18 protein-coding genes are annotated in these 21,508 nt (G+C 65.1%); 14 read left to right on the forward strand and 4 right to left on the reverse strand.

Annotated elements, in window-relative coordinates; genetic code table 11:
* Positions 1-23 precede the first annotated feature (23 nt).
* The 10 genes from ACSC1P_RS14490 (at position 24) to ACSC1P_RS14535 (ending at position 11,504) form a co-directional block, all read left to right on the forward strand.
* The gene (locus ACSC1P_RS14490; protein WP_435360904.1) at positions 24-725 is read left to right on the forward strand and encodes a phosphoglycerol geranylgeranyltransferase; all 702 of its coding nucleotides are present in this window, start codon (positions 24-26) and stop codon (positions 723-725) included.
* 84 nt (positions 726-809) lie between these two features.
* Positions 810-1,460: a helix-turn-helix domain-containing protein gene (locus ACSC1P_RS14495; protein ID WP_435360905.1), complete on the forward strand. Its 651-nt coding sequence runs from the start codon at positions 810-812 to the stop codon at positions 1,458-1,460.
* Positions 1,461-1,556: 96 nt separating this feature from the next.
* Positions 1,557-2,861, forward strand: coding sequence for an aspartate--tRNA(Asn) ligase (aspS, locus tag ACSC1P_RS14500; RefSeq protein WP_435360906.1), 1,305 nt, complete (start codon positions 1,557-1,559; stop codon positions 2,859-2,861).
* 201 nt (positions 2,862-3,062) lie between these two features.
* Positions 3,063-3,629 carry a hypothetical protein gene (locus ACSC1P_RS14505; RefSeq protein ID WP_435360907.1) on the forward strand — a complete coding sequence of 189 codons (567 nt, stop codon included), beginning with the start codon at positions 3,063-3,065 and terminating at the stop codon, positions 3,627-3,629.
* A 40-nt stretch (positions 3,630-3,669) separates the two neighbouring features.
* Positions 3,670-4,497, forward strand: a complete 828-nt coding sequence (locus tag ACSC1P_RS14510) for a pantoate kinase (protein WP_435360908.1) — start codon at positions 3,670-3,672, stop codon at positions 4,495-4,497.
* Positions 4,498-4,547: 50 nt separating this feature from the next.
* Positions 4,548-5,945: an outer membrane protein assembly factor BamB family protein gene (locus tag ACSC1P_RS14515; protein WP_435360909.1), complete on the forward strand. Its 1,398-nt coding sequence runs from the start codon at positions 4,548-4,550 to the stop codon at positions 5,943-5,945.
* A 215-nt stretch (positions 5,946-6,160) separates the two neighbouring features.
* A complete protein-coding gene (locus tag ACSC1P_RS14520; protein WP_435360910.1) occupies positions 6,161-8,989 on the forward strand; it encodes a DUF1508 domain-containing protein in 2,829 nt (942 codons plus the stop codon).
* Between the two features lie 69 nt (positions 8,990-9,058).
* A complete protein-coding gene (locus ACSC1P_RS14525) occupies positions 9,059-9,811 on the forward strand; it encodes a 4-phosphopantoate--beta-alanine ligase (RefSeq protein ID WP_435360911.1) in 753 nt (250 codons plus the stop codon).
* Between the two features lie 321 nt (positions 9,812-10,132).
* On the forward strand, positions 10,133-10,909 hold the full coding sequence (locus tag ACSC1P_RS14530; protein ID WP_435360912.1) for a hypothetical protein: 777 nt from the start codon (positions 10,133-10,135) through the stop codon (positions 10,907-10,909).
* A gap of 4 nt (positions 10,910-10,913) precedes the next feature.
* Positions 10,914-11,504 carry a DUF6517 family protein gene (locus ACSC1P_RS14535; RefSeq protein WP_435360913.1) on the forward strand — a complete coding sequence of 197 codons (591 nt, stop codon included), beginning with the start codon at positions 10,914-10,916 and terminating at the stop codon, positions 11,502-11,504.
* A gap of 27 nt (positions 11,505-11,531) precedes the next feature.
* Here ACSC1P_RS14535 and ACSC1P_RS14540 read toward each other — a convergent pair whose 3' ends face one another.
* Complete coding sequence (locus ACSC1P_RS14540) at positions 11,532-11,765, reverse strand: hypothetical protein (RefSeq protein ID WP_435360914.1); 234 nt, start codon at positions 11,763-11,765, stop codon at positions 11,532-11,534.
* 86 nt (positions 11,766-11,851) lie between these two features.
* On the opposite strand from ACSC1P_RS14540, the gene ACSC1P_RS14545 reads away from it, so the two are divergent.
* Positions 11,852-12,832, forward strand: coding sequence for a sulfide-dependent adenosine diphosphate thiazole synthase (locus ACSC1P_RS14545; protein WP_435360915.1), 981 nt, complete (start codon positions 11,852-11,854; stop codon positions 12,830-12,832).
* 81 nt (positions 12,833-12,913) lie between these two features.
* On the opposite strand, the gene ACSC1P_RS14550 is transcribed toward ACSC1P_RS14545, so the two are convergent.
* Both ACSC1P_RS14550 and ACSC1P_RS14555 read right to left on the reverse strand, forming a co-directional pair.
* Positions 12,914-14,446, reverse strand: a complete 1,533-nt coding sequence (locus ACSC1P_RS14550; RefSeq protein ID WP_435360916.1) for a SagB family peptide dehydrogenase — start codon at positions 14,444-14,446, stop codon at positions 12,914-12,916.
* A gap of 72 nt (positions 14,447-14,518) precedes the next feature.
* Positions 14,519-15,886 carry an adenylosuccinate synthase gene (locus ACSC1P_RS14555; RefSeq protein WP_435360917.1) on the reverse strand — a complete coding sequence of 456 codons (1,368 nt, stop codon included), beginning with the start codon at positions 15,884-15,886 and terminating at the stop codon, positions 14,519-14,521.
* Positions 15,887-16,356: 470 nt separating this feature from the next.
* On the opposite strand from ACSC1P_RS14555, the gene ACSC1P_RS14560 reads away from it, so the two are divergent.
* Entirely contained in the window at positions 16,357-17,721 is a 1,365-nt protein-coding gene (locus tag ACSC1P_RS14560; protein ID WP_435360918.1) for a cytochrome P450, read from the forward strand.
* An 85-nt stretch (positions 17,722-17,806) separates the two neighbouring features.
* Here the strand turns inward: ACSC1P_RS14560 and ACSC1P_RS14565 are convergent, their stop codons facing one another.
* Complete coding sequence (locus ACSC1P_RS14565; protein WP_435360919.1) at positions 17,807-18,469, reverse strand: AIM24 family protein; 663 nt, start codon at positions 18,467-18,469, stop codon at positions 17,807-17,809.
* A gap of 626 nt (positions 18,470-19,095) precedes the next feature.
* On the opposite strand from ACSC1P_RS14565, the gene wecB reads away from it, so the two are divergent.
* Positions 19,096-20,229, forward strand: a complete 1,134-nt coding sequence (gene wecB / locus ACSC1P_RS14570; RefSeq protein WP_435360920.1) for a non-hydrolyzing UDP-N-acetylglucosamine 2-epimerase — start codon at positions 19,096-19,098, stop codon at positions 20,227-20,229.
* Between the two features lie 32 nt (positions 20,230-20,261).
* Positions 20,262-21,503 carry a glycosyltransferase family 4 protein gene (locus ACSC1P_RS14575; RefSeq protein WP_435360921.1) on the forward strand — a complete coding sequence of 414 codons (1,242 nt, stop codon included), beginning with the start codon at positions 20,262-20,264 and terminating at the stop codon, positions 21,501-21,503.
* The last annotated feature ends 5 nt before the right edge of the window (positions 21,504-21,508 follow it).

Genomic DNA, 21,508 nt, shown 5'->3' on the forward strand with positions numbered 1-21,508 from the left:
CCGACGGAGAGGTTCGCATCCGTATGAAGCGACCGTGGGAGGACTGGAATCACATCCTCAAACTCGACCCAGACAAGGAACTACCAGACGGGGTCACGTTCGAGGACGTGTGTGCGACGGGGACCGACGCCATCGAAATCGGTGGGACGCTCGGCATGACCGAGGACAAAGTCGCAGAGTTCATCGACGAGTGCGCGGGCCACGGCGTCCCGCTGTATCAGGAACCGAGTATGCCGAACGTGGTGGTCGACACCGACCAACTCGACGGCTACCTCGTCCCCACGGTGTTCAACGCGGGCGACGTGTTCTGGGTGACGGGTGCCCACAAGGAGTGGCTCCGACTGGCGGACCTCGACTGGGCGCGGACCACGACCGAGGCGTACATCGTGCTCAACGACGACGCGAGCGTCGCCGAGTACACGGAAGCGGACTGTGACCTGAACCCGGACGACGTGGCTGCGTACGCCGAAGTCGCAGAGCAGATGTTCGGGCAGGAGATCATCTACCTCGAATACTCCGGCACGATGGGTGACCCCGAGATGGTGACGGCCGCCCACGACGCACTGGAGGAGGCGACGATGTTCTACGGCGGCGGTATCCACGACTACGACAGCGCCTACGAGATGGCCGAACTGTCGGACGTCATCGTCGTCGGCGACCTCGTCCACGACGAAGGTGTCGGCGCCGTCGCAGAGACGGTCGAGGCGGCAAACGACGCCGCATAGGCGGGCAACGGACCGTTTATAGAACTGTCTTCGATTCCGAAGATAACGGCAGGACATTAGTGTTTCCACGACGATATTGCAATCATGACTATCGTCACCGAGTTCTCGCTTTCTCCGGACCAACTCGTGCTTGGTGACACGGTCGCAGCCCTGCCGGCCGCACGAATCCGTATCGACCACATCGCCGCGAGAGACGACGGACACCGGAACGTCGCCGTCTGGGTGTCCGAAGTCGATAGCACGACGTTCGCGGAAACGATGGACGACGACCCCACCGTCACCGACGTGCAGCGACTCGGTGTCTCGGACGATGCGGCCCTGTTCCAGTACGTCACGACGGCGGAAGCGCAGGTTCGGCTCCACCCCGTCTGGGTGCGACTGCGCGGACAGTTGCTCGACGGGTCGTACGCCCGCGGCTGGTGGACGTTTCGACTCCGGTTCCCGGAGCGCAAAGCACTCGTCGTGACCCGAAACTGCTTGCAGAACACGGAGACACGGTTTCGTATTCACTGGGTACGCGACGGGCCGAGGGACGAACCGCTGCCCACGGAGACGCTCACGGATGGCCAGCACGAGGCACTGACAATCGCGCTGAATCTCGGCTACTTCGACATTCCTCGCCGGGCGAACTTACAGGACGTGGGCGAAACCCTCGGCATCAGCGGCCAGGCCGTATCCGAGCGGATTCGCCGCGGCGTCGGCCAGTTACTCGACGAACACCTCGACGACTACTGACCGAGACAGCACGGCAGAAGGAGGCGTAAATACCTTCGGTGGGTGTGCTCGCACGAAACGAAGTCATTTAAGACCGAGCCTCGGAAAGCAATCGACATGGAGAACAGAACGTACACAGCGGACGTGGAAGCAGGGACGGAAGCGACCGTCGCTGGCTGGGTCCACGAAGTCCGCGACCTCGGTGGCATCGCGTTCCTCATCGTGCGGGACAAGACAGGCAAGCTGCAGGTCAAACTGGAGAAAGACGAGATGGACGAAGACCTCGTCGAGGCAGGTCTCGACGCCTCGCGCGAGTCTGTCGTCAAAGTCTCCGGCGCTGTCAAAGAAGAACCCCGCGCGCCGACCGGCTTCGAACTCGTTCCCGAATCGTTCGAGGTCATCGCCCCGGCCGACCCGCAGCTTCCCCTCGACCCGTCCGGCAAGGTCGACGCCGAACTCCCGACCCGTCTGAACAACCGCACGCTCGACCTGCGTAAGCCCGACGTGAAGGCCATCTTCGAGATTCGTTCGGAGGTCCTTCGCGCGGTCCGCGAGCACTTCCGCACCGTCGGCTGTACGGAGATCAACACGCCGAAGATCGTCGCCACGGGTACCGAAGGCGGCACCGAACTCTTCCCCATCTCCTACTTCGGTGAAGAGGCGTTCATGAACCAGTCGCCGCAGCTGTTCAAGCAGCTGATGGCTGGCTCCGGCCTGGAGAAGGTCTTCGAAATCGGCCCCATCTTCCGCGCCGAGGAACACAACACGCCCCGCCACCTGAACGAGGCGACCTCCATCGACTTCGAGGGCGCGTTCCACGACCACACCGAGGCGATGGACGTGGTCGAAGGGCTCGTCAAGGCAGCCTACGAGGCAGTCTCCGAGAACTGCGCGAAGGAACTCGAACTGCTCGGCCTCGAAGACGAGTTCGACGTGCCGGACGGCGACTTCCCGCGTCTCACCTACGAGGAGGCCATCGAGCGTGTCAACGCGACCGGCGAACTCGACGAGATGCTCGTCTACGGCGACGACCTCTCGACCGAAGCCGAGCGCGCGCTCGGCGAGGACGTCGGCCAGCACTACTTCATCACGAACTGGCCCAGCGAAATCAAGCCGTTCTACATCAAGGACCTCGACGAGGACCCCGAGACCTCGACCGGCTTCGACCTCATGCACCCGCGCATGGAACTCGTCTCTGGCGGCCAGCGCGAACACCGCTACGAGGAACTCGTCGCCGGCTTCGAACAGCAGGGTCTCGACCCCGACGAGTTCGAGTACTACACGAAGATGTTCAAGTACGGCATGCCGCCGCACGCTGGCTGGGGCCTCGGTGGCGAGCGTCTCATCATGACGATGCTCGGACTCGACAACATTCGGGAGGCTGTGCTGTTCCCGCGAGACAGACAGCGTCTGTCGCCGTAGGGCGCGAGGTCGCGCAGCGACCTCGGATTCACGAACGGCGACCGCAGGAGCCGTGAGCGATGGAGTGCGCTGTTTCTGGGCGTGGGAGCCCGCGAGACGACCAACCGCGACACGATTTTTTCGACGCCGACTCGACGACCCCAGCGACAGCCAAACACGTTGGCAGGTCGTTCAACTGTCAGCAGGACCGAGGTTGGACCGATGGTCACACTCCAGCAACCTGTAATCGAGGAGGCAGCAGAACGTGGCCGAAGTCTGCTCGCTCGCGAACTCGTGACGATGGTCGAACGACGCCACGACACCGAACGACCGGGTATCACGCGCGAGACGCTGCACGCGTACGTCACAGCGGTCCGTGACGAGATGGCCGGTGGCCCGGACGTGCCGTTCGACCCGAACGAGTTCGAAGAGCTCGTCGAAGAGCGACTGAACAGTGACGAGTCGTGGGTCGGCGACGGGTACTATCGCGTCGGCGACGGCCGGGTGAGCGTCTTCCCGAAGCAGTGGCACGAACGACTCGGTGGCGAGACGGACGTCCGACTCTACGTCGAGGTGTTGACAGCGGGGCGGGGCGACGACGACGCCCGGACGTCGATGGGCGGGGCTGGCCGTGGCGTGCCGCAGGATTTCCTGCTCGATGCGATGGCCGTCATCGGCGGCGTCGACCCCGACGAGGCACAGGCGCGCATCGAGAGGTTACGCGCCGAGGGCGTCCTGGCGGAAGACGCGGACCAGCACCCGAACCCGCACGTCCGACTCGCGGAATAGATGATAACGATTTAACGACGCGGTCGCCGACGCTCTGAGTATGAGCGACAGCGCGCGTGCGTTCGTGCCGGGCCACATCACGGGATTTTTCAGCCCGCACCCGGACGACGACCCGACGAAGGCGGGCTCTCGGGGGGCCGGTCTCACACTCACCGACGGGGTCGAGGTGACCGTCACGCCGAGCGAGGAGCCGCGGATGCTGCTGAACGGCGAGGAACTCACGGTCGACTCCGTGGAGAACGTCCTGCGGACGCTGGACGCCGGTGCGGTCGTCGAGGCGGAGACGCCGCTCCCGCTCGGGGCAGGCTTCGGTGTCTCCGGCGCGATGGCACTCGGCACCGCGCTGGCGACGAATCGACTGTTCGACCGAAAGCTCTCCGAGAACGAACTCGTGACCATCGCGCACGGTGCGGAGGTACAGGCTGGCACCGGCCTCGGCGACGTGGTCGCCCAGGCCCGCGGTGGCGTCCCGATTCGCCTCGAACCGGGCGCGCCGGGACACAATCTGCTCGACGCGATTCCCGCCCGCGCGCGCATCGAGTACCTCAACCTCGGGCAGCTCTCGACGGCGGAGGTTCTCGCGGGGGACACTGACCTGCTCGAAGAGGCGGGCAAACGGGCACTCTCGCGAGTCGTGAAAGAGCCGACGCTCACGAGTTTCATCTACGCGTCGCGCCGGTTCGCCCGCGAAGCGGACCTGTTGACGCCGGAGGTGACTCGCGTGGTCGAAGACGTCATCGACGCGGGCGGGCAGGCGTCGATGGCGATGCTCGGCGAGACGGTGTTCGCACTCGGCACCGGCCTCTCGGATGCCGGGTACGACGCGTCGGTCTGTGGGACGCACCCGGCCGGTGCGATGCTGAAGTGAGATTTTCAGTCAGCTGAAAGCTTATACCGGACTGGTCAGAGATTCGATGTATGTATGACCGTCGAGCAGTCCTCGCGGCGAGCGGTGTCTTCCTCTCAGGTGTCGCTGGCTGTCTCTCTGGAGACGATTCCGGGTCAGGGACAGGAACGACTACCCCGTCGACATCCGAGGGAACGACTTCTCCACCGACGTCCGAAGGAACGACCACCTCCCGCTCGACAGACGAGTCGACGGCGGATACCGACGATGAGACGGTCCCGGGCTGGGAGTACCAGTGGATACAGGGCTGGAACTACGACAACGCGCTCGGCGTCGACCCGTTCGAAGGAACACTGTACGTCACGCTGAGCGACGATGGTAGTGGCGACAATTCATCCGCGACCGCGGCAGTCGACCCCGCTGACGGAACGGTGCTGTGGCAGACCGAACACGAGGGCGAAGCCGTCGAGTACTCGTACGTGCGCCACAACGAGGGAGACGACCAGTGGGGCGTCACGCTGACCGAAGAGTCGGTGTACAGCGTCAACGGAAACGCGGACCGACACGAGTGGACGACGTTGCACGCGATGGCGCGTGACACGGGTGAACGGCGGTGGACGCTCGAACGAGACCAACTGCTCGGTGTCGTCGGTGTCTTCCAGGGAACCGTCTTCGTCCAGTCGACCGAGTTCTTCGTGCCCGAACACTCAGAAGACCAGCCGGACCCCCGCCCGACGAGTGTGCTCGCAGTCGATGCCGATTCCGGAGAAGTACGGTGGGAAAAGACGGTTACTGCGGCCGACTCGATGGTTGGTGTGGACGACGAGGGTGTCTACTTCGTCGCCGACGACCGGTTACTCGCGTTCGGTCACGACGGCAAGAAGCAGGGCGACCGCGAGCTGCCATCAGGGAACACTACGCTCGCGGTCGCGTCGGGTGGGCGATACCTCCTCCAGCGGAGCGAGGCGGGCAATCGAATCGCCGGGTTCGCGCCTGACGGAAGCGAGCGGTGGTCGCACGAGGCTGGCGGCTACCACTCGCTCGCGGTCGACGACGTGTTGTACATCGACAGGCCGAGCCTCAGTGCAGTCGGCGCGGGCGGGACGATTCGGTGGCAGGCCGACGCCTACGGCGGTGACTTCGTGACGAGTCCGTCCGGCGAGACACTGTACTCGAGCTCTGGCATGGCTGCGGACGCCGTGACTGCCTACGCGAACGCCGACGGGCACGCGAAGTGGACGATCGACCCACCGTACCAGAACGCGTGGCCCGCGGCAGCCACGGCCGACACGGTCGTCGTCGAAGCGTTCGGCGACCAGGGGTACAGGCTGTACGCCGTCGACGCGGCGTCGGGCGACCTGCGTGCGCACCTTCGCGGTGCCCAGTCCTTCGCAATCGAAGGGGTGGGAGATCGAGTCGTCGTCGCCACGGGGACGGGAAGCATCCAGTCCTTGCCAGCGCGGCCCTGAACCCTGCTACCAGTCTGTTTTCCGAGTCTGTGGCGGAGTAACACCTGTTCGAGAGACTAGACAAACAACTATTATAAAATAATTTATTAGCGGAAACCGCAAGACGAAATGGCCACAACACCTATACTGTCTTGCGTAATTGTACGTTTTATTTTCGTAAAATTAGGCACAGTTGCCGTTGAAGGATTTATTATAAATCGGAGATAGATGGGGCTGTGGGCATATCGACGCATACTGACGTTCGCAACACACTGTTTGGGTTGTACGAACGCTACGTGGGTGAACCTGAATCGACGCGAGAAGTGTACGGCTACTGGATATTCATCGCCGGCTATCTCGTGGGAATCGGCGGTGTTCTCTTCTATCTGCTCGTCCCGGGGATGATGGCGGGCGACCAATTCGTGCTGCAGGAGGTGGCCTGGTCTATCGCTGCGGTCGGCCTCTCGCTCGGCCTGTTCGGTATCGTGTTGCTGTTACCAGTACGCAGGCGAGCGATACAGGCATCGGTCGTAGGATTGGCCATCGCTCTGGTCGGCGTCGTCCTCTTCACGACCGTCTACCCCAGGAACTGGGGGCCGGACGGTGTCGTCGACCAGAGTCCGATGGTCATCGCGACGTACGTGACCGGCAACGCGATTCTGGCCGGTGTGACGGCACTGGTGCCCGTCCTGACCGGCCGGAAGGGGATGTTCGTCGAGGAAGAAGGCTACGGCGAGCAACCCCCGGTCATGGTGGGCGAGGCGATGCGGGGCGCGCTGTTCGCGGTGTTCCGCAACAAAGTGGGCGACTGGACGTGGCGCATCATCCAGCAAGACGCACTCGCCAGCAGCGAGGCGACGGCGGGAACGCGACCCGACGCCGAGAACGCCATCGACGTGGTGAAAGGGCAAATCGACGAAGCCGGCTTGCTCGAAATCACGACGGCGGCGTTCCGCCTGTACGAGAGCGACGAGGGCGAGTGGCGCTGGGTCCTCATGCGTGACGACGGGAGTGTCGTCGCAGAGGGAACCCAGCGATATCCGGAACGAGACGCGACCGAGGAGTCGGTCAGCTTCGTCAAGGAAGACGGTCCGGGTGCTGAAATCCTCGACATCGACGGCGCGGCGTTCAGCTACACCGAGCGCCACAACCGCTGGACGTGGAAGTTGCTCGATGCGGACCGGAACCCGCTCGCACGCGGGGTCGACGACTTCCCGGAACACGACGACGCGGAATCGGCCGCCATGGCGGTGGCGGGCGAGTTCGGCGACGCTCGCGCGCTCGCGGTCGAGTCGGTCGGTGTCGAAATCCGCGAGGGCGACGACGGCACGTGGGACTGGCGCTTCGTCGACGGCGACGACGAGTTGCTCGCCACGAGTACGGACGCCTTCGACAGCCGGCGGTCGGCCGAAGCCGCGGTCGAAGACGTCCTCCCGTCGGTCGGCGACGCCTCCGTGACCGTCGCGGGGACGCCGACGTACGAACTGCACGAGACGCCCGCAGGCTGGCGCTGGCGACTGGTCGACGCGACCGAAAGTGTCGTCGCGCGAAGCAACGCAGCACACGGCGACCGGGCCGCGGCGGAGCGCTCGTCGCGGGCAATCGCGAGCGAGGCACGCGCGGCCGACCTCGTGGAAATCGACGGCGCGTCGTACGAGGTGTACCCCGGTGGCGAGGCGAGCGGTCCCGAAGCGGACCCGGCGTGGCACTGGCGGCTGGTCACCGAAGACCGGACCGTCCTCGCGGACTCGACGTTCGACCACCAGTCGGACGCGGCCGCGACCGAAGCCATCGAGCGAATGCGTGAGCAGGCCGCCGACGCGGACCTCATCGAGTTCGAGGAGGCCGCGTTCCAGGTGTACGAGGCCGACGACGGCGAGTGGCGCTGGCGGCTCATCGACGAAGACGGTGCCGTCCTCGCGGACTCTGGTGCCGAACACGATTCGCGCTCGGCCGCGACGGGCGCGATGATGACGCTCAAGGACAAGGCACCCGACGCAGAGATGTTAGAAATCGATACTGCCGCGTTCGAACTGTTCCGTAACGAAGACGGCCAGTGGGGCTGGCGGCTCATCGACGAGGCCGGTCACATGGTCGCGGAAGGGCCGGGCATGCACGACACGCGCGGCGATGCGCGACAGGCGCTCTCGAAGTTGCGTGACAACCTCGGGGCCGACGTGCGGACCATGGCCGACGCCATCTGGCAGGCGTACACCGACGCGGCCGACTGGCAGTGGCGTTTCGTCACGGTCGACGGGACGGTCGTCGCCGACGGCGAGGCGTCGCACACGACTCGTGACGACCTCGAACAGACCATCGAACGACTGCGCGACGTGGCCGCGACCGCCGACGCGTACGCCATCGGGAAGTTTGCGATGCAGATAGTCGGCGAAGACGACGACTGGCGCTTCCGCCTGCTCGACCGCGAGCGCACCCTCGTCGCCGAGAGTGCGAGTCCGGCCGAGACGCAGGGAGCGATAGAGTCCGTCGTCTCCACGATTCAGCAGAACGCGGCCGACGCGCCCGTCTTTTCCATCGCCTCAGCGGTCATCTGGCTCACGCGTGAGGAGTCCGGCTGGCGCTGGACCCTCTCCGACGAGGACCGCGACGTACTCGCACAGGGGACGACGCACCACCCGAGTAGGGAGTCGCTGGCAGACGAGGTCGAACGCCTCCGCCGCCTCGCGCCACAGGCCGGACGCGTCGACTTCGGCGACGCCTCGTTCGAACTGTTCCGCGACGGCGACGACTGGCGCTGGCGGCTGCTCGACGCGAACCAGCAGCCGACCGCCGTCTGTGCCGAACTGTTCGACTCGCGTGAGACTGCCCGTGATTCCGTCGCGGACATGCGCGACCTCGTGGGAGCCGCGAGCGTCCTCGAAATCGACGACGCCGCGTTCGAACTCCACATGCAGGAGGGCGGCTGGATTTGGCGGCTGGTCGACGAGGGTGGCGAAACCCTCGCCGAGAGCATCGAACCGCACGAGACGCGGCCCGAAGCCCGCAAAGAGATGACGCTCGTGAAAGAACACGCGCCTGAGGGCTGGGTGTCGTTCACGGAGTGAGTCGCTAGGCGGGGGTCGAGGACAGCGGAAAACGGACGTATTTTTTCGGGTGCGGTTCTACCGGGAACCATGAGCGAACACGTCGAGGTCCCCGAGAGCCACCCGCGCTACCTCTCGTTGCTGACCCGACACCGCATCGAGGAAGGGGTCGACAAGGGCATCACGAGTAGACAGGGCCTCATCGCACAGGGCCGCGGCGAAGCCTTCGACTACCTGCTCGGCGAACGAACCATCGAGAGCGCCGACGCCGCCGAGCGCGCTGCCGCCGCGTACTTCCTGCTCGCAGACCACGCTGTCATCTCGGTCAACGGGAACGTCGCCGCGCTCTGTCCGGGTGAGACGGTCGAACTGGCCGAGGCGACCGGCGCGGACATCGAGGTGAACCTGTTCAACCGCACCGAGGAGCGTATCGAACGCATCGCCGAGCACATGCGCGAACACGGCGCGACCGACGTAAAGGGCTTGACCGCCGACGCGCGCATCCCCGGTATCGACCACGAGCGCGCGAAGGTCGACGCCGACGGCATCTACGACGCCGACGTGGTCCTCGTCCCGCTCGAAGACGGCGACCGCGCCGAGGCGCTGTCCGCGATGGGCAAAACCGAACTCGTCATCGATCTCAACCCCGGCTCTCGCTCGCCCCGAACCGCGACGGTGCCCATCGTCGACAACGTGCTTCGCGCGGTCCCGAACATCACCGACCACGCCCGCGACCTCGCCGACGCGAGCGACGCGGAACTGCGCGACATCGTCGAGTCGTTCGACCGCGAGGCGGCGCTTGACGAGGCCGAGTCGGCGATTCGAAACGGGAAGTTCGACTGAGGAAAGACTCTATCCTAGTTCGTCGATTCCGTCTCATTCGCCCTGGCGCGCGCTGGCCCGTGTGACTGAACGAAGTGAAGTCCACGGGCTGTAGTCGCGCGAGGGATGAGGAACACAGCGTCACGGAGCGGAGCGAAGTGACGCGAGTACCGCAATCGGTTGGGGAGGTAGTGGCTGCGGTTATTTTCCGTCGGCAACAGTGAACTGCTTGGCAACACGAACACACGAAACGACGGAGACAGACAAGACAGAATCAATCGATAATCGATACCGAACGAATAGCGGCGAACGTTCATACTGCCACGGGTGCTAACTGTTCCCATGGTCCGATACACGACTGACGAAAACCACGGTGCAGCGGTGCTTCGGCGCGCCGGGTACGAGGTTCCTGGCGGTGGCGGGCGAACGGTCGGAGAACGACCGAACGACACCGATGCACTCCTGCGCGAAGACACGTCGATAGTGGTGGAATCGGTCGCGGCGGGGTCGGTCGACGCCGAGACGCTCGTCCCGCGGCTGGCGAACGCGCTCGCACGGGAGCAGTCGGTGTTGTTCGTCGTCCCGTCTGAGGCAGCCGTCGGCAGTGCCTTGCACGTCCTCGACGCGCCGTACTGCGTCGCACAGGAGACCGAGACGCGCTGCCGGACGTTCTTCAACGGTCCGGACCGGGTACCACTCGAAAACGGCCGGTACGCGCTCGCGCAGGCCGGAGAGTACGTCTGGCGCGAAGTCGACCCCGAGGAGGCAGAACTCGACGGGCGGACCGGGAGTGACCGCAAAGAAGTCGTCCTGACTGGCGATGGCGAGCGAATCGCCGTCTTCGCGGACGTGGACGCGCTGTCGTGCCCGCGAGCCGACGCCTTCCCGTTCTCGTACGAGCGCGGCGAGGACAAGCAGTTCCACGTCTACCGCCGTGACGGCTCAGAAGTGGGTCTCTTCGGGAGCATCCGGGCGATGCGCGAGAACGGCTTCACCCCGGTCCCGATGCCACTGGTCCCGGAACACGTCTTCGAGCGTGGCTCGCTCGCCGGCAGTTGGGCAGTCGTCGCACTGGATTCGTTCACCCTCCACACCGTCGACGGCACCAAGGGCGTGTAGTTCGATGCCGGCAGCACTCCCCGCGACGCGGCTCGAAGCCGGCTGGCGGCTGGTCGAGGAGACGAGTGAGACGGTGTTTCGGATGCCCGCGGCCGAAGTCGTCGGGCACACCAGCCTGTACGAAGACGGGCCACTCCGAGACGCGGTTTGCGAGGCGACCGACGGTGACCTCGACCTCCCGTGGCGTTTCTTCTTCACCACGGACCTGTCGTTCACGCCGCCGCTCGCGCCCGGCATCGGCACGGCGTCGGTGTACCCGACGGTGGTCTCGTCGGCCCGTCGCGCGTTCGCCGACGACCTCCGCGAGCGCGGCTTTCGCGACATCGACGACGGCCGGAGTCAGCGGATGCGGCTTTCGGGTGGTGACCGTGCGCGACTGCGTCGATACACGGCCGAGTATCCGCTTTCGGAGCACGCGACTGGGAGCGTGGTCACGGTAGACGGTTGGCTGGCCGTCTGGACCGATGGCGGGTCGTTCGCACTGGCGGGCGGGGCGTACCCAGTGGACGGACTGGACGAACTCGCTCCGTCGGTCGTTGCGGAACCCGGGACGTACCGGGACGACCTGTTGGAGATGATTCGGACTGTCGGGTAAGTCTGCTCGCAGCATCCTCACGACTTCTCAGAGCCACCCGAAGTGCCACTTGCTGGGTTTCATGTACAGGCCGAGGACGACGAGCGGGAGCAACAGCACGAGCGTCCCGACGAAGACGGCGACGAGGACGAGTGCGAACGACTCACCGGACGGACCGATAGCCGCGACTCGCTGGGCGACGGAGCCGACAGCAACGAGACACACAGTTACCGCGACGACGACGAGCACGAGTCGCCACCGGACGAGTCGGTCGCTGACCATGTTCTCTCCTCGCCGTTCCTTCGCTTCGTTCTTTCGGCAGCCTGACCGAAAACGGTATTAATCACTTGGTGGTAACACTAGGTGGTATGCGAGACTTCGACTCGTTCAGCGACGTTGGCGAAGCAGACGTAACGCGCGCAATCGGCCAGGAGTGGAGCGAGGAGTTCCTCGACTTCACAGACGCCGAGGTCATCATCGTCGGCGGCGGCCCGTCGGGCCTGATGGCCGCGAAAGAACTCGCCGAGCGCGACGTGAAAGTCATGGTCGTCGAGAAGAACAACTACCTCGGCGGCGGCTTCTGGCTCGGTGGCTTCCTGATGAACAAGATTACCGTGCGCGACCCGGCGCAGGGCATCCTCGACGACCTCGACGTGTCCAACCACGAGGCACGCGACGCCGAGGGCCTGTACGTGGCGAACGGCCCACACGCCTGCTCCGCGCTCATCAAGGCAGCCTGCGACGCCGGCGCGAAGATGCAGAACATGACCGAGTTCACGGACATCGTCGTCCGCGAGGACCACCGCGTCGCCGGCATCGTGATGAACTACACGCCGGTCCACGCCCTCCCGCGTGAGATTACCTGCGTCGACCCGGTCGCCGTCGAGGCCGACCTCGTCATCGACTCGACCGGCCACGACGCGATGGCCATCAACAAACTCGACGAGCGCGGCGTTGCCGCGAGCGCAGCGAGTGGCGGCTCGGAAGACGAGTCTTCCGGCGTCCTCGACGCGCCCGGCATCAAAGCGGCCCGCGAGCGTGGACAGGTCATGGACCAAACGAGCGACGACACCTACGGCGCACCCGGCCACGACTCGCCGGGCCACGACTCGATGTGGGTCGGCCGCAGCGAAGACGAAGTCGTGGAGTACACCGGACTGGTCCACGATGGCCTCGTCGCCTCGGGGATGGCCGTCGCCACGGCCTACGGCCTGCCGCGGATGGGTCCGACCTTCGGTGCCATGCTCGTCTCCGGGAAGAAGGCCGCACAGGTCGCCCTCGACGAACTCGATATCGACGCGGAACCGGTGTCGCTGTCGACGAAGTCGGCCGCGCCTGCTGACGACTGAGGCGGAGTTACGGCTCCAAGAACAGGCCGGCCCGAACCCGACTCACTCACACACCCGGTCGGGCCGCCTGCTTTCCCTCCCCTACTTCTCCGGTTTGCCGAACGCGAACAGCGACATCGGTGTCTGGTTCGCCGCCCGCGGCGACAGGTGCTCGGTCACGAGGTCGTCGTAGAACGTGAAGCCGCGCCCGCCCAGCGCGCGGTGGGCGTAGGTAGCGAGGTACAGCCGCCCGAGCGCGATACCGCCTTCCAACTGCGCGACGCGATACCCGCGGTTCCCGACCTGCTCGACGATGGCGTCCACGTCCGCCATCGCGTAGACGTTCACCGCGGCGTCGCCGACGACGCCTTGCCCGAGCGCGAGGTGGCCCGCAGTGTTGCGGTCGACGTAGCCGACCGATTCGAGCGTCGACGCTTCGGGATGGTACTGGTACGCCCCCGGCGGAATCCCGTCGACGGCGTGGGCGACGACGTAGTAATCGAGCACCGAGTCGGGCGCGTCGCCGCCGAGGCAGTCCATCGGGACGCCGCCGAGCGCCCGGTCCAGAATCGTCGCCAGTTTGCGGTCGCTGATGGATTCGTGGCTGTACTCGCGGAGCGAGCCGCGTCGTTCGATAGTGTTGCCGATGGGGCGCGCCGAGGCGGTATCGGCGTCGACCGGGGTCAGCTGAATCGTCTCGCCGTCGCCCGGTTCGTGTGTTCCGAAGTCCACCGGTTCGGCGTCTGTGAACCGGTCGCGCCACTCGCTCGGGGCGTCGCCGTCAGAGAGGGTGCTCTGCTCCCACGCGTCGTGGAGAATCGGGTAGTCGACCGGCTCGGAGTCGAGTTCGACGGCGGGGTCGATGTGGTCGACTGCGGGCGCGGCGGGTACGGAATCACCGGCCCCGATTGTGACGAGTTCCAGCGGTGCCTCGTCTTCGGGGTCGAGGCCGAGCAGGTCGACGACCGGGTCGTCGGCGAAGCCAGTGACGACTTCTGCGCGATGGCCGCTGCCGTGTGCGACAGCGAGGAGATTCGCGAGGACGGTCCCCGAGTCCCAGAAGGCGTGTCGATAGGTTCGTTCGCGGTACTTCCACGCGTTTCGCCACCACATCGACGTGGCGACCAGCGTCGCGGGCGCGTCGGCGACGCCGGACTGGCCACCGCTGGCGGCGGCGAGGACGCCGCGGTAGTCGCCTTCGCGGAGGACGTGGAACTCGTCGGACTCGGGGTCGTAGTGGTACACACCGGCGTCGGCGTCGTCGAGGTCACCGGTCACCGCGTAGAGGTCGATGTGGTACAGTTTTCCGGTACAGGAGGCGGCCCGGAAACTGGCTTGCTCGCCGCGGACTTCGATGGTCTTCGTCACGCCAGCCGCGTAGTGGCACAGGGTCGCGAGGTCGATGTCGCTGTTCTCGTCGGCCGCTGTCCCTGCGGGCGTCGGTGTCGTCGTCGCAATAACCGAAAGTGCCGGTGTCGCTGCTGGCTTGCCGACCGCCCCGAGTGAGACACGGGGCACGTCGGCGTACACCTTCGACGGGTTCGGGCGGTTCGACATGTCCAGCGAGAAATCCGTCTCGCGGACGCTCTGTGGGGAGTGCTTCGAGCGTTCGTGATAGTCGCGGGCGTCGACCATGCGCGTTCGTTCTGTCGACCGAGTGAAAAGGGTTCCCGCGGGGCGAGTCGTGCTACCGAGAGTCGTCGCAGCTTACTCCAGCGGGTTCTCCAGCACGACGGTCTCCTCACGACCCGGGCCGACGCCGACCGCGTAGAGGTCGACCGCGAGTTCGTCGGCGACGTACTCCAGATACGTTCGTGCGTTCTCGGGCAGGGCCTCGTAGCCGTCGGCGACGACCGAATCCCAGTCGACCTCTGGCCAGCCGTCGAAGGTCTCGTACTCGACCTCGCAGCGCGCCCACGCCTCGGTCGTCGGCGGGACGGTGTCGACTTGCTCGCCGTCGAGTCGGTAGCTGGTGCCGATTTTGACCTCTTCCAGCCCAGCGAGTACGTCGACGTGACCGACGACGATGCCGGTGAAACTACTGACGCGCGCGGCGTGGCGGAGCATCGGCAGGTCCAGCCAGCCGACGCGGCGCGGGCGGCCCGTGACGGTGCCGTACTCGCCACCCTCGTCGCGGATGTAGGTGGCCAGTTCTTCCTCCGGGTCGTCGGAGTCGACTGCATCGCTGTCGTAGTCGGGCGTCTGGCCGTCGACACCGGCCAGTTCCGTCGGAAGCGGGCCGTTGCCGACGCGGGTCAGGTAGCCCTTCACGATGCCGACGACATCGCCGTCGCCGACGACGGTCGGGCCGAGGCCGGAGCCGGTACAGGCCGCGCCCGCGCTCGGGTTCGAGGACGTGACGAACGGGTAGTTTCCGTGGTCGATGTCGATGAGCGTGCCCTGTGCACCCTCGAACATCAGTTCGTCGCCGTCGTCGATTCGGTCTTGCAGGTACGCGCCGGCGTCGACGGTCAGTCCTTCCTCGGCGAGTCGCTCGCCGAAGGCTCGGTACGTCTCGAAGATGGCCTCCACGTCGAACGCGTCGCCTGCGTCGACGCCGAAGACTTCCTCGGCGAGGGCGCGCTTCTGCGGGACGACGTACTCCAGTCGCGTTCGGAGGACTTCGGGGTCGAGCAGGTCACCGATTCGGACCCCGCGGCGGCCAGCCTTGTCCTCGTAGGTCGGGCCGATACCGCGGCCGGTCGTCCCGACTTCGTTGTCGTCGCGGTCCGCTTCCTCGATGCCGTCCAGCACTTTGTGGTACGGCATGATGACGTGGGCGCGCTCGGCCACGCAGAGGTCGGGGTCGAGACCGCGCTCACGGAGCGCGTCGAGTTCGTCGAACAGCGTCTCGGGGTTGACGACACAGCCGTTGCCGATGACGCCGGTCGTCCCGCGGACGACGCCCGACGGGAGCAGGGAGAGCTTGTACGTCTCGTCGCCGAAGACGACGGTGTGGCCAGCGTTGTCGCCGCCCTGATAGCGGACGACGACGTCGGCGGCTTCGCCGAACAAGTCGACGGCACCACCTTTGCCTTCGTCGCCGAGTTGCGAGCCGACGATAGTGACAGTCATACGACCGCGGAGTCGGCTGGAAAATACAAATAGGTGCTGGAATATCGTGGTGTCAGAAATCGTTCTGCACACGTTTGTGTATATTTCTGTGTGGGTCAGTCGTCGAGTACCGGTCGGCGACGACGCCGACACTGACACTCTGGCGCGCGCTGGTGAGCGTGCCTCGCGCGACCAGCGCGAGGCCACGAGCCATAGTCGCGCGAGGAATGAGTCAGTCGGAACGAAGTGACGACTGACGAATCGGATGGGGAGGTTGTGGACGTGGTGCTGTGTGGTTGCGGTCATGTACCGTCGGCAGTCGTGAACTGCTTCTCGCCACCAGCAACCCCGACGACGACAGCGTCGTGATTCGTGCATTGCTACTCGAAACCAGCACCACCAGCGACAAATCGACAGAAACGCCGATTCCGCACGACCAAATGACGACTCACAGACACCACACCTAATTACTCCGACCGATAGCTACGCCCATGAACCGGTCACGGCCGCCACGTGCCGACGGCATCCCGCTTCTCGGAAACACCGTGCAACTCGCGCGCGAGCAGGCCGCCCTGTTCGAGCGACTGCGCGACGAGTACGGCGACTTCGTCACCATCTCGGTCGCCGGGTTCGGCGAGATGACGATGGTCACCGACCCCGAGGCAGTCCGCGACCTGCTCATCACGAACGGCGACGCCTTCGGGAAAGCCGAGTTGATGCGCGACCGACTCGGCGCGCTCCTCGGCGACGGTCTCATCCTGAGCGAGGGCGAGCGGTGGCGACGCCAGCGCACGCGAATGCAACCGGCGTTCTTCCGCGACCAGATAGCTTCCTACGCGCCTGCCGTCGTCGACCAGACCGAGGAACGACTCGCGCGCTGGGAACCCGGCGAGGCGTACGACCTCGAAGAGGAGATGCTCATGCTCACGCTCGACACGCTGTTGCGGTCGCTGTTCGGGACCGACGTGGCGTTCGAAGAGCGCGGCATCAGACAGGCGATTCGGGATTTGGAGAAGCCGGGCGAACCGTCGAATCAGGTGCTCGCGCGGACGGTGCCGAAGTGGGTCCCGATTCCGCTCTGGCGGCGGTACAACGCGGGTATCGACACGTTCGAAGAGTTCGTCCAGCGACTCGTCGACGACGAGCAGGCGCGGCTGTCGACCGACGACGCGAACCCCGACGACAACATGCTCTCGCTGTTGCTCACTGCGACCGACGACGAGGGCGAACCGATGCCCCCGGGCGACATCCGCGACGAGATGATGACGCTCCTGTTCGCGGGCCACGAGACGACCGCGACGGCGCTCACGTTCACGTGGTTCTCGCTGGCGACGCACCCCGAAGTCGAGGAGAAGTTCCACACCGAACTGGATTCGGTGCTCGGCGGCGACCGACCGACGATGGCCGACCTCGACGACCTCGAATTCACCGAGGCAGTGTTCACGGAGGCGATGCGGCTGTATCCACCGATTCCGGTGTTGCCCAGAGAGGCCACGCGCGAGGTCAGCGTCGCCGGGTACGACTTCGAACCGGGCGACGTGGTCGTCCCCGTGCAGTGGGCCATCCACCGCGACCCGCGTTGGTGGGACGACCCCGAGGAGTTCCGACCGGAGCGATGGTTGGGTGAGCAGCGAGAGCGCCCACGGTTCGCGTACTTCCCGTTCGGTGGCGGTCCGCGCAAGTGCATCGGCGAAGGGTTCGCGATGGTCGAAGGGCAACTGGTGCTCGCCACGATTGGGCAACGCCTGCGCTTCGGCCTGCGCGACGACGACCTCGACCCGACGACGCTCGACCTGTCGGTCGACGTGACGACCCGGCCACAGGAGACAATCGAAGTCGTGCCCGAGCGTCGGTGATGCGGCCCCCAACGCGGTCGCTCTTCCACCAGTAGCACAAAAAAACGAAAGTTCGGTACGTTCCCCTCGACAGCACCCGGCCGGATTACTGCTGCGGGCCGACTTCCTCGTACGGCTGGACGATGACGAAGCCACCTTCGCCACCGAAGTGGAGCTGGAAGGTCTCGCCAGAGGTCTTGCCGATGAACGTCTTGAGGTTGCGGTCGGTCTTCCCGCTCGGCGAGACGTTCGCACTCCAGGCCACCGTCGCGTCGGGGTCCGTCGTCACCGGCGTCGGCAGCACGAGCGGCTTGCCGTGCGTCGTGATGGCGACCGTGCCAGGCCCCTTGAGGAACACGTTGAACATCCCACCGCTGGAGACACCGGCGATGCTACCGATGGTCTTGATGTCCCACGAGACGCTCTCTTCGAACGCCAGCACGTCGTTGCCGTTGACGCTGATCTCCTCGCCAGCGTCGAGTTCGAGAATCTGGACTTCCTTGCCGTCGTCGGCGACGTACAGGTGACCGCTGCCGGTCGCCTGCATCAGGTTCGAGCCTTCACCGGTCGCCTTCGACTTGAGCATACCCTTCAGCCCACCCGCGGACTTGCTCTCGAAGGAGATGTCGCCCTCGTAGGCGACCATCGAGCCGGTCTTCGCCATGACCGTCCCGTTCAGGTTGATGTCGAGCATCTTTGAACTTTCCAGCTGAAATACGTCTCCACCCTCTTGCGGGGCATTCTCCCGTGTAAATTGTTCCAAATCCATATGTATCCGAGACGCGACTACCCGCGACTCCCGCATATCTCATACGCCAGATTACAAAAAACTTCTGTGAATTACGTGTGTCACTGTGACGTATATAGTTCACACTATGAACGGTGTTCAAGACGAGCACGTGGTGACGTGTTCCCCGTATATTCTGGGTTCTCGGACCGTCTATCCCACTCCTTTCGAGTGTTCACGCCATGAACACACCGCTGTGCCAAGTGTTTCTCTTGTGCTGATATTTTCTTCAGTGTGGGAGCTAATACAGACAGCGCCAGTCAGCTCGGACAGGAGTGCGACCACCAAATCGGGGGACAGGTGGACCACTCGGTGAGATAGCGGACGTCGCGGTCGGCTGGGGCTGTTCGAATTCGACGTGATATTCCACATCGGCACCTCGCCGATGTTCCGCGTGTACTGACGGGCACCCAATGCCTCTTTCGGCACGTTCCAGCTGACCACGTGAGCGACGTAGTAGCCACTGACGAAAAATCTATGTCGCACGGTATCTCACACCTTCGTGAACGAATATCGACGCCGGGACTCGGCCGAGAGCCGGTAAGAACTGCCGTTTACAGAACCATGTTGGGGAAAGATAAAAACCACTTCTCTGAAAAGCGGTAGCAATGAACGGTTCTATTTCGGGCGACTCCGAGAGACGACATCTTCTCTTCGTCGTCGGGACCCGGCCCGAGATAATCAAAATGGCACCGGTGATTCGCGCCGCCGAAGCGCGAGAAGACGTCCGAAGCACACTCGTTCACACGAACCAGCACTACGACGAGGAGTTGAGTGGAGTGTTCTTCGAGACACTCGGCCTCGCTGCGCCCGACGAGAACCTCGGCATCGGCAGCAGTTCACACGCCCAACAGACCGCCGACGGGCTGGTCGCCATCGACGACGTGCTCACCGAGTACGAGCCGGACGTGGTGTACGCACAGGGCGACACGAACGCCGTGCTCTCGACGGCGCTGGCGGCGAGTAAGCGCGAGACGACGTTCGCCCACGTCGAAGCGGGCATCAGGAGCGGCGATTGGTCGATGCCCGAAGAGGTGAACCGGGTCCTCGCAGACGGCGTGTCCGACCTGCTGTTCGCGCCGACCGAGGTGGCAGCGGAGAACCTCCAAGAAGAGGGCATCGACACGAACGTCTTCGTCAGCGGCAACACGGTCGTCGACGCCTGTCTGGAGAACGCACGCATCGCCACCCGCGCCTCGACGATACTCGACGAATTCGGCCTCAGCACCGGATCGTACGCCGTCGCGACGATTCACCGGCCGGGGAACACCGACGACACCGACCGGTTGCACGCGATTCTCGCGGCGCTCGATACGGCCGACTGTCCAGTCGTCTTACCCGCACATCCGCGGACGCGAGACGCCATCGACGACTGGGAGGACGGGCCGTCTGGGTCGCTGCGGGTCGTCGACCCGCTGGGCTATCTCGACTTCCTACAACTCCTGTCGAGCGCGCGTGTCGTCGTCACGGACTCCGGTGGTGTGCAAGAGGAAGCCGCCATCCTCGAAGTGCCGTGTCTGACTGTCAGGGAGAACACCGAACGACCAGAGACGGTCGATGCCGGGGTGAACGAACTCGTCACGCCGGAGACGGTCGGCGACAGACTGGCGACGGTCTTGACCGACGATGGCGTGTTCGAGTCGATGCGCGGCCACCCGGAACTGTACGGCGACGGCCGAGCAGGTGAACGAATCGTCGACCGAACGCTGGCCGAACTGGAACCAGCGCCCGAACTCGCATGACTGTGGCCGTCTCCGAGGAGGTGGCGTGACCGATGCACGTCTGCATGGTCCTCGGGCACACCTACCCGCCCGACGTGCGAATCAAGAAGGAAGCGAAGTCACTCGTCGCCGCCGGCCACGACGTGACGCTGCTCTGTCGCGGCCGACCCGACGAACCCGAACGCGAACACGTCGACGGGATGCAAGTCGTCAGACTCCACACGGAGACGAGGCTCGAACTCGCCGGGCGCTACGCCAGTGCCGTGGGCAACATGCTCGTCAACGTCCACCCGCGGTGGGTACGCGCACTGACGACCCTCGTTCGGGAGATGGACGCTGACGCCATCCACATCCACGACCTACCGCTGGTCCGCGAAGGGGTACTAGTCGGGCGACGAACCGGTGTCCCGGTCGTCGCCGACCTCCACGAGAACTACCCGGAAGCCATCCGCCAGTGGCGAAAACCGCACTCGCCGTCGTCGCTCGCCCGTGACCCACTGTTCGCGCTTCGCTGGCTCTGCAAGCCGACGTGGCGGTACAAACGCATCGAACGCAGTTGCGTGAAAGACGCAGACCGCGTCGTGACCGTCACCGAGGAGGCAGAACGACACTACCAACGCGACTGTGCCGCGCTCCCGCATCGGACGGCCGTCGTCTCGAACACGGTCGACCGCGACATGTTCGACCCCGCGGCTGCAGAACCAAAACCGGGCTACGAGGACGAGTTCGTCGTCGGCTACGTCGGGACCTTCGGCGTCCACCGCGGCCTCGACACCGCCGTCGCGGCGATGGAGCGACTGGCCGAAGCGGTGCCAGCGGCACGACTGCTGCTCGTCGGTGCCGGGTCGGAGCCGTACGAGAAATCGCTTCGAGCGGCCGCCGACGCGGCCGGAGTGTCCGACCGCGTCACCTTCACCGGCTGGGTCGACTTCGAGGAGTTCCCCGACTACATCGCGACCTGTGACGTGTGTCTGGTCCCGCACGCCGATACGCCGCACACGAACACGACGGTCCCGCACAAGCTGTTTCAGTACATGGCGATGGGGAAACCCGTCCTCGTGACCGACGTGCCGCCGCTACAACGTGTCGTCGACGACGCCGATGCTGGCGTGGTCGTCCCCACAGGCGACGCCGAGGCGATGGGGTCGGCGCTGGCCGACCTCGGGACGAATCCGGACGAAGTCGCCAGATTGGCCGAGAACGGGCAACAGGCGGTCGCAGACCGGTACAACTGGGAACACGACGGTCGGAAGTTGGTCGAGTTGTACGAGGAGCTGGTCGAGCAAACCGCGTGACCAAC

This window comes from Haloarchaeobius caseinilyticus (assembly GCF_051207395.1).
Classification (GTDB): Archaea; Halobacteriota; Halobacteria; order Halobacteriales; family Natrialbaceae; genus Haloarchaeobius.

Coding starts and splice junctions, on each gene's coding strand:
- ACSC1P_RS14490 (WP_435360904.1), top strand. CDS start 24: ATGAAGCGACCGTGGGAGGACTGGAATCACATCCTCAAACTCGACCCA.
- ACSC1P_RS14495 (WP_435360905.1), top strand. CDS start 810: ATGACTATCGTCACCGAGTTCTCGCTTTCTCCGGACCAACTCGTGCTT.
- aspS (WP_435360906.1), top strand. CDS start 1,557: ATGGAGAACAGAACGTACACAGCGGACGTGGAAGCAGGGACGGAAGCG.
- ACSC1P_RS14505 (WP_435360907.1), top strand. CDS start 3,063: ATGGTCACACTCCAGCAACCTGTAATCGAGGAGGCAGCAGAACGTGGC.
- ACSC1P_RS14510 (WP_435360908.1), top strand. CDS start 3,670: ATGAGCGACAGCGCGCGTGCGTTCGTGCCGGGCCACATCACGGGATTT.
- ACSC1P_RS14515 (WP_435360909.1), top strand. CDS start 4,548: ATGTATGACCGTCGAGCAGTCCTCGCGGCGAGCGGTGTCTTCCTCTCA.
- ACSC1P_RS14525 (WP_435360911.1), top strand. CDS start 9,059: ATGAGCGAACACGTCGAGGTCCCCGAGAGCCACCCGCGCTACCTCTCG.
- ACSC1P_RS14530 (WP_435360912.1), top strand. CDS start 10,133: ATGGTCCGATACACGACTGACGAAAACCACGGTGCAGCGGTGCTTCGG.
- ACSC1P_RS14535 (WP_435360913.1), top strand. CDS start 10,914: ATGCCGGCAGCACTCCCCGCGACGCGGCTCGAAGCCGGCTGGCGGCTG.
- ACSC1P_RS14540 (WP_435360914.1), bottom strand. CDS start 11,765: ATGGTCAGCGACCGACTCGTCCGGTGGCGACTCGTGCTCGTCGTCGTC.
- ACSC1P_RS14545 (WP_435360915.1), top strand. CDS start 11,852: ATGCGAGACTTCGACTCGTTCAGCGACGTTGGCGAAGCAGACGTAACG.
- ACSC1P_RS14550 (WP_435360916.1), bottom strand. CDS start 14,446: ATGGTCGACGCCCGCGACTATCACGAACGCTCGAAGCACTCCCCACAG.
- ACSC1P_RS14555 (WP_435360917.1), bottom strand. CDS start 15,886: ATGACTGTCACTATCGTCGGCTCGCAACTCGGCGACGAAGGCAAAGGT.
- ACSC1P_RS14560 (WP_435360918.1), top strand. CDS start 16,357: ATGAACCGGTCACGGCCGCCACGTGCCGACGGCATCCCGCTTCTCGGA.
- ACSC1P_RS14565 (WP_435360919.1), bottom strand. CDS start 18,469: ATGGATTTGGAACAATTTACACGGGAGAATGCCCCGCAAGAGGGTGGA.
- wecB (WP_435360920.1), top strand. CDS start 19,096: ATGAACGGTTCTATTTCGGGCGACTCCGAGAGACGACATCTTCTCTTC.
- ACSC1P_RS14575 (WP_435360921.1), top strand. CDS start 20,262: ATGCACGTCTGCATGGTCCTCGGGCACACCTACCCGCCCGACGTGCGA.